Annotated in this window: 15 protein-coding genes and 1 tRNA gene; 14 read left to right on the top strand and 2 right to left on the bottom strand. The window is 67.0% G+C overall.

Annotation, left to right across the window (positions count from 1 at the left end; genetic code table 11):
• Window positions 1-38 precede the first annotated feature (38 nt).
• Entirely contained in the window at window positions 39-1,529 is a 1,491-nt protein-coding gene (locus JW958_03485) for a sigma-54-dependent Fis family transcriptional regulator (GenBank protein MBN1825304.1), read from the bottom strand.
• A 295-nt stretch (window positions 1,530-1,824) separates the two neighbouring features.
• Here JW958_03485 and rpsU point away from each other — a divergent pair, with 295 nt between their 5' ends.
• From rpsU to JW958_03525, 8 genes are all read left to right on the top strand, one after another.
• Entirely contained in the window at window positions 1,825-2,040 is a 216-nt protein-coding gene (gene rpsU, locus JW958_03490; GenBank protein MBN1825305.1) for a 30S ribosomal protein S21, read from the top strand.
• A gap of 75 nt (window positions 2,041-2,115) precedes the next feature.
• Window positions 2,116-2,316, top strand: coding sequence for a hypothetical protein (locus JW958_03495; GenBank protein ID MBN1825306.1), 201 nt, complete (start codon window positions 2,116-2,118; stop codon window positions 2,314-2,316).
• Between the two features lie 9 nt (window positions 2,317-2,325).
• Window positions 2,326-2,523 carry a 50S ribosomal protein L35 gene (gene rpmI / locus JW958_03500; GenBank protein ID MBN1825307.1) on the top strand — a complete coding sequence of 66 codons (198 nt, stop codon included), beginning with the start codon at window positions 2,326-2,328 and terminating at the stop codon, window positions 2,521-2,523.
• Between the two features lie 191 nt (window positions 2,524-2,714).
• Window positions 2,715-3,140 carry a HEAT repeat domain-containing protein gene (locus JW958_03505; GenBank protein MBN1825308.1) on the top strand — a complete coding sequence of 142 codons (426 nt, stop codon included), beginning with the start codon at window positions 2,715-2,717 and terminating at the stop codon, window positions 3,138-3,140.
• A 109-nt stretch (window positions 3,141-3,249) separates the two neighbouring features.
• Window positions 3,250-3,960, top strand: a complete 711-nt coding sequence (locus JW958_03510) for an outer membrane lipoprotein carrier protein LolA (protein MBN1825309.1) — start codon at window positions 3,250-3,252, stop codon at window positions 3,958-3,960.
• Window positions 3,954-5,306, top strand: a complete 1,353-nt coding sequence (locus JW958_03515; protein ID MBN1825310.1) for a bifunctional folylpolyglutamate synthase/dihydrofolate synthase — start codon at window positions 3,954-3,956, stop codon at window positions 5,304-5,306. The genes JW958_03510 and JW958_03515 overlap by 7 nt, the downstream gene beginning before the upstream one ends.
• A 70-nt stretch (window positions 5,307-5,376) precedes the next feature.
• Complete coding sequence (locus JW958_03520) at window positions 5,377-7,131, top strand: glycosyltransferase family 39 protein (protein ID MBN1825311.1); 1,755 nt, start codon at window positions 5,377-5,379, stop codon at window positions 7,129-7,131.
• Complete coding sequence (locus JW958_03525; protein MBN1825312.1) at window positions 7,128-7,895, top strand: DUF1460 domain-containing protein; 768 nt, start codon at window positions 7,128-7,130, stop codon at window positions 7,893-7,895. The genes JW958_03520 and JW958_03525 overlap by 4 nt, the downstream gene beginning before the upstream one ends.
• A gap of 425 nt (window positions 7,896-8,320) precedes the next feature.
• On the opposite strand, the gene JW958_03530 is transcribed toward JW958_03525, so the two are convergent.
• Window positions 8,321-8,407 (bottom strand) — tRNA-Leu (locus tag JW958_03530).
• Window positions 8,408-8,571: 164 nt separating this feature from the next.
• Here JW958_03530 and smpB point away from each other — a divergent pair.
• The 6 genes from smpB to rdgB are packed head-to-tail and all read left to right on the top strand — an operon-like array spanning window position 8,572 to window position 13,246.
• Window positions 8,572-9,030, top strand: coding sequence for an SsrA-binding protein SmpB (gene smpB, locus JW958_03535; protein ID MBN1825313.1), 459 nt, complete (start codon window positions 8,572-8,574; stop codon window positions 9,028-9,030).
• Window positions 9,023-10,513, top strand: coding sequence for an N-acetylmuramoyl-L-alanine amidase (locus JW958_03540; protein MBN1825314.1), 1,491 nt, complete (start codon window positions 9,023-9,025; stop codon window positions 10,511-10,513). Before smpB ends, JW958_03540 begins: the two co-directional genes overlap by 8 nt.
• Before the next feature lie 13 nt (window positions 10,514-10,526).
• Window positions 10,527-11,108 carry a GerMN domain-containing protein gene (locus JW958_03545; protein ID MBN1825315.1) on the top strand — a complete coding sequence of 194 codons (582 nt, stop codon included), beginning with the start codon at window positions 10,527-10,529 and terminating at the stop codon, window positions 11,106-11,108.
• Window positions 11,099-11,914: a glutamate racemase gene (locus JW958_03550; protein MBN1825316.1), complete on the top strand. Its 816-nt coding sequence runs from the start codon at window positions 11,099-11,101 to the stop codon at window positions 11,912-11,914. The genes JW958_03545 and JW958_03550 overlap by 10 nt, the downstream gene beginning before the upstream one ends.
• Window position 11,915: 1 nt before the next feature.
• The gene (gene rph, locus JW958_03555) at window positions 11,916-12,647 is read left to right on the top strand and encodes a ribonuclease PH (GenBank protein MBN1825317.1); all 732 of its coding nucleotides are present in this window, start codon (window positions 11,916-11,918) and stop codon (window positions 12,645-12,647) included.
• Window positions 12,647-13,246, top strand: coding sequence for an RdgB/HAM1 family non-canonical purine NTP pyrophosphatase (gene rdgB, locus JW958_03560; protein MBN1825318.1), 600 nt, complete (start codon window positions 12,647-12,649; stop codon window positions 13,244-13,246). Before rph ends, rdgB begins: the two co-directional genes overlap by 1 nt.
• Window positions 13,247-13,355: the final 109 nt, after the last annotated feature.

Raw genomic sequence — 13,355 nt, forward strand, 5'->3', positions numbered from 1 at the left:
GCCGGTCCCGTTTTTTCCCGTCCGCCGTCCGGTCCGCTTCAGCGGAGACCGTGCTTCCTCAGTTTCCGATAAAGGGTTCTCTCTCCGATCTGGAGGATCTCCGCCGCGCGCCGTCTGTTCCCCCCCGACTCCTTCAGCGCGCGGCGGATCGCTTCCAGCTCGAAGTCCGCGGCGGTCCGTCCCCTGTCCCGTTCGGGGGACTCGTCCAACTCGACCACCTCCGCGTCGGTGGGGTAGTTCCCGCTTCTCGCGGCGGCGTCTCCCGTCACGCCTCCCCGGCTCCGGAGCATCTCCTTCATCTCCGCGAGGTCCCCTCGGATCGCGAGAAGAGTCTGATACAGAAGCTCGCGCTCCGCCTGCTCCCGGTCTCGCGTCGTCGGCACGGGGAGGTTCTGGGAGCGGGTGAACCTTTCCCCCAGAAAGTGGGAGACACGGCTTTCGTCGATCGTCCCGCCCCTCTCCAGGATGGCGATCTTCTCCACGAGGTTGCGGAGTTGCCGGACGTTTCCGGGCCAGTGAAAGGAGGTGAGCACCTGCATCGCTTCGCGGGTGAACCGGATCGGTTCCAGGTTCTGTTCGTCGCACACGTCGCCGACGAAAGCGGCGACCAGGTCCGGAATGTCCTCCCGCCGCTCCCGGAGAGGGGGAAGGTGGATCTGGATCACGTTCAGGCGATAGAAGAGGTCCCGCCGGAAGCGCCCCTCCATCACGGCCGCTTCCAGATCCGCGTTGGTCGCCGCGGCGAGGCGCACGTCCACCACCACGTCACGGACGCCGCCGACCCGAAGAAACCGTTTCTCCTCCAGCACCCGGAGCAGCTTCGCCTGGGTCTGGATCGGCATGTCGGCGATCTCGTCCAGGAAGAGGGTCCCGCCGTCGGCCAACTCGAAACGCCCCTGCCGGCGCGCCGTGGCGCCTGTGAAGGCACCCTTCTCGTGGCCGAAGAGTTCGCTCTCCAGAACCCCCTCGGGGAGGGCGGCGCAGTTGACCGCCACGAAGGGCTTCGCCCGGCGCCGGCTCCTGTCGTGGAGAAGACGGGCGACCACGTCCTTGCCGGTGCCGCTCTCGCCGGTGATCAGGACGGTCATGTTGGTGGAGGCCACCTGCTCGACGGTTTGGCGAACCCTCTCCATCGATTCGCTTCGTCCGATCAGGCGGGGGCGGAGCTCCCCCTCGCACGGGCGGCTGGCGAGGAGTCCCTCGATCACCTCCAGCACTCTCCGGTTCGGCCGGCCGGAAAGGTCGAGGAACCGTTCCCGGATCGACTCTTCCGGCGGAGCGGGGAGGAGGAGGGCGACCCGCGTGTCGGGGAAACGCCGAGAAAGACCTTGGAGAAGGGCTTTCGCCGAGATGTCCGTCGTCTCGCCGACGAGCGCCAGACCACAGCCGCGCTCCCCCCGGAGATAGCGGAGGGCTTCCTCGCCGCTATCGACCCGGTGAACGCGGAATCCCGCTTTCGTCAGCAGTTCCGGCAACTCCGCCTGGTCGCTGCCGATCTGTCCGATGATCAGAATCTTGCCGTCTTCCAATGCGTCCCTCCGCGCGTGGTTATAGCACGCCCATCTCCATACGGTCAAGACGGCAGAAGGGGAGGAGGGTGGCTTGACACGAGGCAATCACTTGTTTTAGGATAAGTTAGACGTTGAGTACGGCCTCGCAGGCCCGCAAAAAAGGCGGGATCGGGGTTTTCGCTTGACACTCCCGAAGCTTGTGTTATATTGGCCGTTAACTTCGGAAAGTGTGCGGCTTTCGCATCCGCGCCTCCGGAGCGGACACCCGAGGCGGCTCGCGCCGCCGTATCCGTTGAAAGGTTGTGATACGAGAATGTCCCGAGTGAAGGTCAAGGAAGGCGAGCCCATCGACAAGGCGATCCGTCGATTCAAGAAGAAATGCGAGAAAGACGGAATCGTCCAGGATATGCGGAAGAAGGCTCGCTTCCTCAAACCGAGTGAACGCCGAAGGAAGAAAGCCCTGAAGGCGGAGAAGCGGCGTCGCACCGAAGCGCTCAAGGCGACGCGGCGTACATCCGGCCGGAGATAAGGAGGACGCGCAGACCCCGAAGAAACGCCGAGCAGAATTCGAGAGAATCGTTGCTGAGCATAGGAGGTACTTGCGATGCAAAGGAAGCGAAACGGAAACCCCTTCCTCATCAAAGCAAGCCCCAACAGCACGTTCGATATCCTGCTCAAAAAGGCGGAACAAGAGGGAAGGCTCGGCGGGAAACACCGTTGCGCCATCTGCGGCATGTCCCACCAATCCAAGCAGGAAGCCACCGAGTGTTGCGCGAAACTGCGCGATCGGCAGCAATTGAGGTAAAAAGAACCCATGCCCAAGATCAAGACGAATCGGAGCGCCGCCAAGCGTTTCCGAGCGACCGGAGGGGGCAAGGTGCGCCGCCACAAGGCGTACGCGAGCCATCTTCTTTCCGGGAAGTCCCCGAAACAGAAGCGTCGTCTGCGTAAGCCGGCCGTGCTCTCCAAGGCGGACATGCAGCGCTTCCGGCGACTCCTGCCGAACGGTTGATCCGCGCGCGCCGCGCCGGCCGTCCCGGATCCGCGGAAAGAAGGGGAATCATGAAACGACTGCTTCCGTTCTTCCTCTGCCTGTTGACGGTTTTTCCCGTTTTCGCGCAGACGCAGGAAGAGGAGGCGGGCCGCTATTTGGACACGATGATCGGGGCGATCCGGGAAGGGAACGACCCGATGAGGAACCGGATGTTCATCAAACTCCGGGTCCTCGGCGTCCCCGCCGTCGGTCCTCTTCTGGGAGCCCTGGACAACGAGACGCCCGAAGTGCGGCACTATGTCTCCTTCACCCTCGGATTCTTCGATGATCCCCGCGTGGTGGATGCTCTTCTCGGTGTTTTCCGTTCCGACCCGGAGACGTCGGTCCGCTGCGCGGCGGCGGAGGCGCTCGGGCGCCTGGAGAGCGCCGAAGCGGTGGATCCCCTTCTCGACGCGCTGAAGGTAGGGGACGCGAAGATCCGCCAATCCGCCGCCTACGCCCTCGGGTTGGTGGGTGATCCGCGCGCGCGACCCGCCCTGGAGAAAGCCAAGTCCGACGCCGACGAGCTGGTTCGATTCTTCGCCGAGGAGGCGCTCGTCGAGATCGATCGGGCCGTGGCGCGCCGCAAATCCTGACCGAAAAAGTCGCCGATTCGGCGCATCGCCCGAACCGGGACCGATCCGGGCGGCGCGTTCTCCCGTTCCCGGCGAGTCCGGAAGGGTGGAGCGGAGGGTAGGATCCGACATGCGCATCCGATCGTTCTTCGCCCTCCCGGCGCGGCCGCGGTCCGCGGCGCTCCTCGTCTCGCTTTTTCTCTGCGCGTTCTCCGCGGCGCGCGGGGAGGACGCCGAAGCGGTGCTGGCGCGACTGCGCGCCGCCCAGGCGGACCTCGTCGACCTCAGCGCGACGTTCGTTCACACCAAGCACGCGCCTCTCTTCGATGAGGAGATCACCTCCCGCGGCCGCCTCTTCTACCGGCGTCCGGACCTTCTCCTTCTCCGCTACGAGGAACCGGATTCCAGCCGCGTCTGGATCGACGGCGGCCGGATCTGGCTTTACTACCCGGAGCTGAAACAGGCCCACCTCTACGCCATCGATCCCGAATCGACGCTGCCAGGGCTCTTTCTCGGCCTTCGGGGAACGCTAGAAGGTTTGGAGGAGAAGTTTCTCGTCGAAACGGAGGACGGTGCCCGCGAGAAGGGATTCACCACCGACGTGCTGATTCTCCGGCCCCAGGAGGGGACCGACCTCTACGGCGAGGTGGACCATGTCCGGGTCGTCATCCGGCGCGAGGACGGACTCCCCCTCCGAACCGAATTTCAAGAGGCGTCGGGGGATCTGACCCGTTTCACCTTCGACGACTTCCATCGCAATCCCGGGCTGGACGAGTCGATTTTCCGTTTCGTTCCGCCTCCGGGGACGGAGGTCTTCGAGTCGGAAGGGGAGACGTGGTAGCCTCCGTCTCCGCGCGCTTCCGCCGCACCCTCTCCTTCTTGGACCGGTTGGTCGACTGGGAGCGGGAGGCGGGCCTCGTGTTCACCGAGGAGGTGATCCGCCTCGACCTCTTCCGGGAAGCTCTCGCCCGAATCGGCGATCCCCATCTCGCCTATCGCACCATCATCGTCGCCGGGACCAAGGGGAAGGGTTCCACGTCCCTCCTGATCGCGCGCCTCCTCTCCGCCCACGGCATACGGACCGGGCTTTTCACCTCTCCTCATTTATCGAACGTGCGGGAGAGGATCCGGTTGGACAACCGGCCCATCGGGCGGGAGGATTTCGCCGACGTACTGGAGACGCTTCGGGATTCCTTCCGCTACTTCGAGGGGATGGGGGAGTCCCGGACCTTTTTCGAGACCATGGCCGCCGCGGCTTTCCTCCATTTTCGGCGGGTGGGGGTCGAGGCGGCGGTACTCGAAGTGGGGCTCGGCGGGCGGTTGGACGCGACCAACGTGGCCGAGCCGGACCTTTCTGTGATCACCCCGATCAGCCGGGACCATGTGCGGATCCTGGGACCGAACCTGATCGCCATCGCCGGGGAGAAGGCGGGGGTGATCCGCCCGGGCAGGCCCCTTCTGATCGGGAAGCAGCGGCCGCGGGTGGTCCGTTTCCTGCGCGAGCGGGCCGAGGCGGCGGGCTGTCCCGTCCAGTTGTACGGCGAGGACTTCGAGGGGCGTTTTCTCGGCGTCGACCGGCGGGGGACCTGGTTCGATTACGTCGAGCGGGGCGCGCCGCCGGAGAGGATCCGCCTCGGCCTTCTCGGCGAGCACCAGGCTTGGAACGGCGCCACCGCTCTCGCGGCGCTCCCCCTCTTCGGCGTTCTGCCCGACCGGGAGCTGGTCCGGAAGGCGTTGCGGTGCTCCATCTGGGCGGGGCGCGGGGAGTTCCTCTCCCGGAACCCGCCGGTGCTGCTCGATGGGGCGCACAACGGCGATTCGGCGGAGGCGCTGGCGCGACTCGTGCGGGAACTCTTTCCGGGGGAGCGCCCCGTTCTCGTCTTCGGCGGCTCCCGGGGGAAGGACTTCCCCACCATGTTTCGCAGGCTCCTTCCGGCCGTGTCCGACGTGATCCTTACCGAATCGGCGCACCCGCGGGCGGCCCCCGCGTCGGAGCTGGAGAGGATCCTGAGACGGGTGGACGGCGGCGGTAGACGCGTGCGGATCGTGACGGACGCGCGCCGCGCGGTGGTGGAGGCGCTCCGCGGAAGCCGCGGCCGCCCGGTGCTCATCACCGGCTCCCTCTACCTGGCCGGCCGGGTGCGCCCGCGTTTCGGCCGCCTGCTTGCGGAGAGCCGCCGCGCGTGATACGGTCCTCCCGTCGGGCGGTCTCCGGGATCGCCCCCATCGACCCGATCCCGCGGAGGGAAGCACGACCGTGCGGAGCGCCTGGATCCTCCTCGTCCTCTTCCTTCTCGCGCTGACGGTCCGCCTCGCCTACCTGTCCGATCGACGGGACTACGAATTCAACGACCGCCTCGAGCTGGACCCGCGCGCCTACGACGAACGGGCGGCTGCGATCCTGCGGGGCGAGGACCCGACCGGCGGCCGGCCCGATTATCAGGCGCCCCTCTACCCGTACTTCCTCGCCGCCGTTTACCGCGTCGCGGGCCGGGACTACGATGCGGCGCGCGCGGTCCAGGCGCTGCTCGGCGCGCTCACCGTCGTGTGGACGGCCGTCATCGGCGGGCGCCTGTTCCGCCCCTCCACCGGCCGGATCGCGGGGCTCGTCGCCGCCCTCTACGCTCCTTTCCCGTTTTACGAGGCGCAGATCATGAAGAGCGGGCCCGCCCTCTTCCTGGTCCTGCTCGGCTGTTTCCTGCTCCTCCGTTTCCGGAGTCCCGTCTCCGCCCTTCTCGCCGGCGTGGCGCTCGGCGGGGGCGCCCTTCTTCGCGAGAACACGCTCCTCTTCCTCGCCGCCGCGGCGGCGGGTGAGGCGTGGGGCCGCTCCGCCGGCCGGGGAAGCCTTCGTCGGGGGGCGCTGGTGCTCCTCGGCGGCGCGATCGCCGTGGCGCCGGTGACCCTCCGGAACCACGCCCGTTCCGGCGATTGGATACTGATCACCTCGCAAGGAGGACAGAACTTTTATATCGGAAATAATCCGGCGGCCCGCGGAACCTACACGGACCTCCCCTTCGTCCGGCCCGACCCGCGCTGGGAGGAGGAGGATTTCCGCGCCGAGGCGTTCCGGCGGATCGGCCGGGAACTCCCGCCGGCGGCGCTCTCCCGCTACTGGTACGGCGAGGCGTTCCGCTGGATGGCGCGAGAACCGGCGCGGGCGGCCGCGCTCTGGGGGCGGAAGGCGCTTCTGTTCTGGAACCGACTCGAGCTGCCGGACAACGAGAACTTCTACTATATGCGGGAGCGCTTCGCCGCGCTTCGGGTGCTCCCCTTCACGTTCGGCGTGATCGCCCCCTTCGCGCTCCTGGGAATGGCGATCGCGGTCCGTCGTTTCCGGCGGCTTTTCCTGCTCTACGCCGGCGTGGGGGTCGTCTTCGCGGCGCTGGTCGCCTTCTTCCTCTTCTCCCGCTACCGCCTCGGCGCGGTCCCCTTCCTGATCCTCTTCGCGGCGCATGGCGGGGAGCGCTTCGTGGGGGCTTGGCGGGAAAGACGGTTCGGCGCGGCGGCGCTTCTGACCGCGGGGCTCCTGACCGCGGCCGCCCTCGTCCATCTTGTCCGGCCGATCGACTTCGATCCCCGGCGGGACGGCTACCTCCCCCTTCACGTGAACCGGGCGATGCTCTTCGCCGAACAGGGACAAGGAGAAAGGGCCGCCGAGGAATACGCCGCGGCTCTCGAGATCGCTCCGGACCGGGCGGAGATCCGCAAGCGTATGGGGGCGGTCCTCGCCCGCCTGGGGCGGCGCGAGGAGGCGATCCGGGAGATGCAGAGGGCCGCCGCGGGGCTCCCCGCCGACGGTGGATTGAGGAACGATCTCGCCCTTCTTCTTCTCGCCGGCGGGGAGCAGGAGAAAGCCCTCGTCCTGTTCCGCGAGGCCGTGCGAGTCGAGCCCGGGTTGGAGGCGCCGCACAGGAACCTCGCCCGCCTCCTCGAGGAGAGGGGGGAGGCGGAGGAAGCGGCCCGAGAGATGCGGATCGCGGATTCCCTGCGGACCGCCCGGGGGGGACGATGATCGCCGCCGCGCTGCTCGGGCTCTGCCTGGGCTGGACCTCCGGGTATCCTCTTCTCTATGAGGCGCCGCCGGAGAGGATCGACGCGCTCCTTCGGGATCCTCATTGGACGGTCCTCGGAGTCGAGGAGAAGCTCGCCGCCCTCGCCCGCCTTCGGATCCACACCCCCTACCGGATCGGCTGTCTCGGCGAAGGACGCGACCCGGACCGGGACCCTCTCTTCCGACTCGACGAGACGGACTGCACCGTGCTGGTCGTGACCTCGGCGGCCCTTCTTCACGCCGGTTCCCTGGAGGAGGCGGAGGGGGCAATTCGCCGGATCCACTACCGGGGGGGCCAACCCTCTTACGAGAACCGTTACCACTTCACTCTGGACCGGATCACCGCATCCCCCTTTTTCGAGGAGATCACCGCACGGGCGGCGCCCGACTCTCTTCTGGAGGGGATCACGGTACGGCTGAATCGGGACTCCGCCGGGGGACGTCTTCTCCCCATCGACTGGGAGAGGGAGGTGACGATACGCTATCTGCCCGCCCGCCGCATGAACCGGACGGTCGCGGCGCGCCTCCCCTCCGCCTGCGGAATCGCCTTCTTGAGGCTCGCCAACGTTCCGAAGGGCTATCTCGTTGCGCACGAAGGGATTCTGTTGGACGGCGACCGTCTGTTCCACGCATCCTCCCGCGCCGGCCGGGTGGTGGAAAGCCCACTCTTCGATTACCTCGAGAACACCGGCTTCGACGGCCTTCTCTTTTATCGCTTCCTCTGATTCGGCCGGAGAAGCCCTCCCGCGCCCTTTTCGGGGGCTTCGAAAAAGTGGCGTACCGCCCCGTCTCTTTTTAGATTCCAGAACGAGAGCGAGATGGTGACGGCCGGGGGACCGGCCGGTCGGGAACGGGGCCCGGAGAAACGGACCTGGTGCATGCAACAAAGGTTCCGGGTCTCACTCTCGAAAGCGGGATCGTGGCGCTCTGTTCCGGATCACCTTCGTCGCATCAAGTTTGCAATGGGGGGATTGATCGGCGAGGGCTCGGACATCGTCGCGGTCCTGCGAATAAAAAACCGGCCCAAGGAGTCAGAACCGGTGTGATACGGGGGGACTGGGAAAGACTCCGGAAGGCCGGTTTGTATTTTTTCCTAAAAAAAAGACGGTGCGCCGGATCCGAACCGCCGCCCGTCTTTTCTCGTTTCCGGTGGTGCCGAAGGGGGGACTCGAACCCCCACAGGCATACGCCCACATGACCCTGAATCATGCGCGTCTACCAATTCCGCCACTTCGGCACGCCGGGATAGTCTAGGGCCGGATCCCCTCTCGGGTCAAGGGGAAAGCCGCTTTTCCCTTGTTCCGCTCCCTCCTCATCTGATACGTTCAAAAACCGCGGCTCGGCGGAGTCGCGCGTTTTTCGTCAACCCTCTTTCGGCGGCATCCCCGCAGGCGCCTTTCGATGGAACGGGAGATCATCTGCACCAACCGGCGGGCGCGCCACGACTACCGGATCCTGGACACGGTGGAAGCGGGCCTGGTTCTGACCGGCTCGGAGGTCAAATCGCTGCGCCGGAAACACGCGAGCCTGCAGGAGAGCTACGCCCGGGTCGAGGACGACGAAGTCTTCCTGGTCGGCGCCAACATCCGCACCTACGAGCAGGCGGGACGCTTCAACCACGAACCGATCCGGAAGCGGAAACTACTGCTGAAGCGCTCGGAGATCCGCAAACTCCGGAGACAGGTGGAGGCCAAGGGAATCACCCTGGTGCCTCTCAGCCTTTATTTTCTCGGGAGCTGGGTCAAAGTGGAGATCGGGCTCGCCCTGGGAAAGCGGAGCTACGACAAGCGAGCCGCCATCGCCGAGCGAGACGCCGCCCGCGAGATGGACCGCGCGCGGAAGAGGGATCTTCATGCGTAAATCGATCGCCGCCCTTTTCGGATTGTTTCTCGCCGTCGCGGCGGGGACGGACGCGGCGGAACCGGTGCGCGTCCTCCATCCGGACGGCCGGGAGGGGCGCTCGCCGGTGCTGGTCGCGGACGGCGGCGAGTATCTCTCCGTGGATGACGTCTCACTGGTCTACGGCGCCACTCGACACTGGCGGCCGGACCTGCTGAAGATGACCATGCGGCTCGGCGAGCACCGGGTGAAGCTGACCGCCGACAACCCGGTGGTCGTGGTGGACGGCGAGGCGATCCATCTGCGCGCGCCGGTGCTCTTCCGGGAGGGGCGCCTGCTGCTCCCGCTGGAACTCGCCACGGAGATCCTCGCCCCGCTCGCCCCCTTCCCGGTCCGCTGGAACCCGGAGGAGAGAACGCTCTGCATCGGCTCGGCGGCGAGGCTGATCCTCTACACGGAGATCCGGCCTCTGGGGAACGGCCGGGAACTGACCGTGTGGACACTCGGAGCGCCGGACTTCCGCGCCGACGGCGGGCCGGGGGACACGATCCGCGTTCGGTTCGCCGAAACCGGACTTCCCGGCGACTCGCTTCCCGATCCCCCGGCGGACGGCCTCATCGAAGCGTGGTTTTGGGAGGTCCGCCGGGACACGGCGACGCTGAACCTGATTCCCGGTGAACGGCTGCGGGATTGGCGGGTCGCGCGCCGGTCGCGGCCGGAAGGGGTCGTGATCCGCCTCTCGCCCGCGGAGATGAATGAGGAGAACACCGGAGCCTCGGAGGCGGTGGCGGTGTTGACGCGGCCGACCGGCAGGGAACGCCGCGGCCTCCCCCGTGTCGTGATCGATCCGGGGCACGGCGGAGGCGATCCGGGTCAGGTCTGCTCGGGCGGTCTCGTGGAGAAGGAACTGACGCTCGATTTGGCGAAGCGGATACGGGACAAGCTCACCGGCGGGAGGGGCGTGGAGGTCACGCTCACGCGGGAAACGGACGAGGATCCGCCCCTGATCCGCCGAACGGAAATCGCCAACGGCGCGTCGGCCGATCTTTTCATCAGCCTCCACCTCAACGGGTCGGCGGCGCCGGGGCGATCCGGCGTGGAAGTGTACCGCCTCTCCGGTGGTCCGGGGGCGGCGGAGCGGGTGCGGCTCGCGGTCGCCGAGACCGCCGAGCGTTACGAAAACGAACCTCTCGGCGCGCTTCCGGGTGGAGAGGTCCGGTTCGTTCCTTGGGACGCGGTGCAGGGGGCGCATCGGGAGGAGAGCGAGAGGGCGGCGCGGACCGTTCTCGCCGAGGTCGCTCGATCCGGCTCTTTCCGGGCTCTCGGATCGAATGAGGCGCCCCTGGCGGTGCTCCGCGGCGCGGATCTCCCCGCGCTGCTCGTGGAGGTCGGCTTCGGCACATCGGAGACGGACAGGCGCGCGCTCGCGGGCGAGGAGGGACGGGAGCGTCTTGCGGCGGTTCTCGCCGACGCCATCGTCCGTTTCCTCCGGGAATCCTCATAGGAGTGGTCGGGTGATGGAGAAGGAAGGACGTTCTCAAGGGACGCCGCTCTGGCCCTGGGTGCTCGTCGTGCTCGTTGTTTTCGGCGTAGGCGGCTGGCTCGTCTTCGGTCGCGGCGGACCGCGGCGAATCGAAACGGAGACCCCCATTTTTCCGGTCGATGAGGAGGGGATCCTCTCCCGGACGGCGGTCCTCTCCTTCGCCTCCGCCGACGGTTCGCGTCCCGTCACGGAGCGCCGTGAGGTCCTTCTGGAGAGCGCCGAGCGCGAGGCGATCGTCCGCCGCCTGGTGGAAGAGCTGGCCCGCGGGCCCCTCGCGCCGAACGCCCGCCCGGTCCTTCCTTCGGAGACCCGCGTTCGAGGGGTTTACTTCGACGATCTGGGGGGGCTCTACGTCGATCTGGACGGCGCCTCTCTCGCGGATTGGGCGTGGGGCTGCTCATCGGAACTGTTGGCGATCGGAGGGCTGGTCCGTACGCTGGGCGATTCCTTCCCGGAGGTGCTCCGCCTGACCCTTCTCGTGGACGGCGAGCGCGCCGCCACGTTGAAAGGGCACGTGGAGCTTTCCCACCCCTTCGAGGTGGCGGCATGGCGGTGAACACGCGCCCCATCGGCGTTTTCGATTCGGGGATCGGCGGGCTCACCGTGGTGCGGGAAATTTTCCGTCTCCTGCCGAACGAACCGGTTCTCTTCTTCGGCGACACGGCGCGCCTTCCCTATGGACCGAAATCGAAGGAGACGGTGATCCGTTTCTGCCGGCAGAACGCGCGATTCCTCCTTTCCCGGGGGGTCCGTTCCATCGTGGTCGCCTGCAACACCGCCTCTTCCGTCGCCCTGACGACCCTGCGCGACGAGAGCCCGGTTCCGGTGATCGGTGTGATCGAGCCGGGGGCGCGCGCGGCGGCCCGCACCACCCGAAGCGGCGTGGTCGGCGTGATCGGCACGCGCGGAACGGTGGCGAGCGGCGCTTACGACGAGGCGCTTCACGCCCTGGAGCCGGAGATCCGCGTGGTCTCCGCGCCGAGCCAGCTCCTGGTCTCCCTCGCGGAAGAGGGGTGGACCGATCATCCGGTGACGACCCGGGTGGTGGAGGAATATCTGGCGCCGCTTCTCCGTACGTCGATGGATACGCTGATTCTCGGCTGCACCCATTTCCCGGTCTTGAAGGAGACGATCAGCCGGGTCGCCGGCGAGAACGTCCGCATCGTGGACGCCGCCCGGGAGACCGCTCGGATGCTCCGGGAAACCCTCCCCGACCCGACGCCGAAGGGGGCGTCCATCCCATCGGCCCGTTTCGCGGTGAGCGACGTTCCCCACCGTTTCCGGGAATCGGCGGAGCTCTTTCTCGGCGGCCCGATCGGCTCCGTGGAAAAGATCGATCTCGAGGTTCTCGAGGAGGTATAGCATGAGCGGTCGGCCGGATGGTCGGGCGGCGGATGAGCTGCGAAAGATTACGATCAAAAGAAATTATCTTCTCTACGGCGAAGGGAGCGTGTTGATCGAAACGGGAAACACCCGGGTGATCTGCACCGCCACCGTGGAAGAACGCGTCCCTCCCTTCCGGCGCGAATCGGGGGGCGGGTGGATCACCGCCGAGTACGGCATGCTCCCGCGCTCGTCGAACACGCGGATCCGGCGCGAGGTGGGGAGCAGAGGGGTAAAGGGGCGGACCCATGAAATCCAGCGCCTGATCGGCCGGTCCATCCGGTCGGTGGTCGATTTGGATAATCTCGGACCGCGGACGATCCTGCTCGACTGCGACGTGATCCAGGCCGACGGAGGGACGCGGACGGCGGCGATCAACGGCGCCTTTCTGGCGACCGTGGATGCGCTCCGCCTTCTCCGGCGGCAAGGAGTGCTCGGCGCCCGTCCGCTGCGCGACTCGGTGGCGGCGGTGAGCGTCGGCGTGGTCGGCGGCGAGGCGGTTTTGGATCTCGACTACGAGGAGGATTTCGCCGCCGAGGTGGACATGAACGTGGTGATGACCGGCTCCGGCCGTTTCGTGGAGGTGCAGGGGGCCGCTGAAGGGGATCCCTTCAGCGAGGCCACGCTTCAGAAAATGCTTGGCATCGCGAAGATCGGCGTGGAGAGAATCACCGCGATTCAGAGGGAAGAGCTCGGGGAGGAGGAGGTTTGATCGATCTGCTCCTGGCGACGCGCAACCGGGACAAGGTGGAGGAGATCCGTTCGATCCTGCGCGGGCTTCCGCTCCGTCTTCGAACCGTCGACGAATTTCCCGGCCTCCCCGAGGTGGACGAGGACCGCGACACGCTGAAGGGGAACGCGGAGAAGAAAGCGCTTGTGCTGGCTCAACGGTCCGGGAAGGCGGCCCTCGCCGACGACACGGGTCTCTTCGTGCCCGCCCTCGGCGGCGCGCCGGGCGTTTTCTCCTCCCGTTACGCCGGCGAGGACGCCTCCTACGAGGAGAACCGCCGCAAGCTGATCCACGAGATGAGGAGTGTGCCCGACGATGAGCGAGGCGCCTATTTCCTCTGCGTCGCCGCCGTCGCGACGCCGGAGGGAGTCGTGGGGACCGCCGAGGGGCGCGTGGATGGATCGATCCTCCGAGCCGATCGGGGGGAGGGAGGGTTCGGTTACGATCCGGTGTTTTACTTTCCCCCGCTCCGGCGCACCTTCGGCGAGATCGGCCCGGAAGAGAAGAACCGGATCAGCCATCGGGCGGCGGCGATGCGGGCCGTCCGTCCGGTCATCGAAAGGTTATTGGACCCACTCTGATTCGTTTCTCCATGCAGGGTTAGGGTGAGGGTGCCTTTCCTTCCCCCACCGGTCTCCCTTCGGGGCACGGTCCGGATGCTTCCGCATCCTCCCTCTTCTCGCTCGCCGA

This window comes from Candidatus Eisenbacteria bacterium, from assembly GCA_016930695.1.
GTDB lineage: Bacteria > Orphanbacterota > Orphanbacteria > Orphanbacterales > Orphanbacteraceae > JAFGGD01.

Bases quoted from the DNA above. Each gene is read 5' to 3' on its own strand.
- rpsU (MBN1825305.1), top strand. From the start codon at position 1,825: ATGTCCCGAGTGAAGGTCAAGGAAGGCGAGCCCATCGACAAGGCGATC.
- JW958_03495 (MBN1825306.1), top strand. From the start codon at position 2,116: ATGCAAAGGAAGCGAAACGGAAACCCCTTCCTCATCAAAGCAAGCCCC.
- rpmI (MBN1825307.1), top strand. From the start codon at position 2,326: ATGCCCAAGATCAAGACGAATCGGAGCGCCGCCAAGCGTTTCCGAGCG.
- JW958_03505 (MBN1825308.1), top strand. From the start codon at position 2,715: ATGTTCATCAAACTCCGGGTCCTCGGCGTCCCCGCCGTCGGTCCTCTT.
- JW958_03510 (MBN1825309.1), top strand. From the start codon at position 3,250: ATGCGCATCCGATCGTTCTTCGCCCTCCCGGCGCGGCCGCGGTCCGCG.
- JW958_03525 (MBN1825312.1), top strand. From the start codon at position 7,128: ATGATCGCCGCCGCGCTGCTCGGGCTCTGCCTGGGCTGGACCTCCGGG.
- smpB (MBN1825313.1), top strand. From the start codon at position 8,572: ATGGAACGGGAGATCATCTGCACCAACCGGCGGGCGCGCCACGACTAC.
- JW958_03540 (MBN1825314.1), top strand. From the start codon at position 9,023: ATGCGTAAATCGATCGCCGCCCTTTTCGGATTGTTTCTCGCCGTCGCG.
- JW958_03545 (MBN1825315.1), top strand. From the start codon at position 10,527: ATGGAGAAGGAAGGACGTTCTCAAGGGACGCCGCTCTGGCCCTGGGTG.
- JW958_03550 (MBN1825316.1), top strand. From the start codon at position 11,099: ATGGCGGTGAACACGCGCCCCATCGGCGTTTTCGATTCGGGGATCGGC.
- rph (MBN1825317.1), top strand. From the start codon at position 11,916: ATGAGCGGTCGGCCGGATGGTCGGGCGGCGGATGAGCTGCGAAAGATT.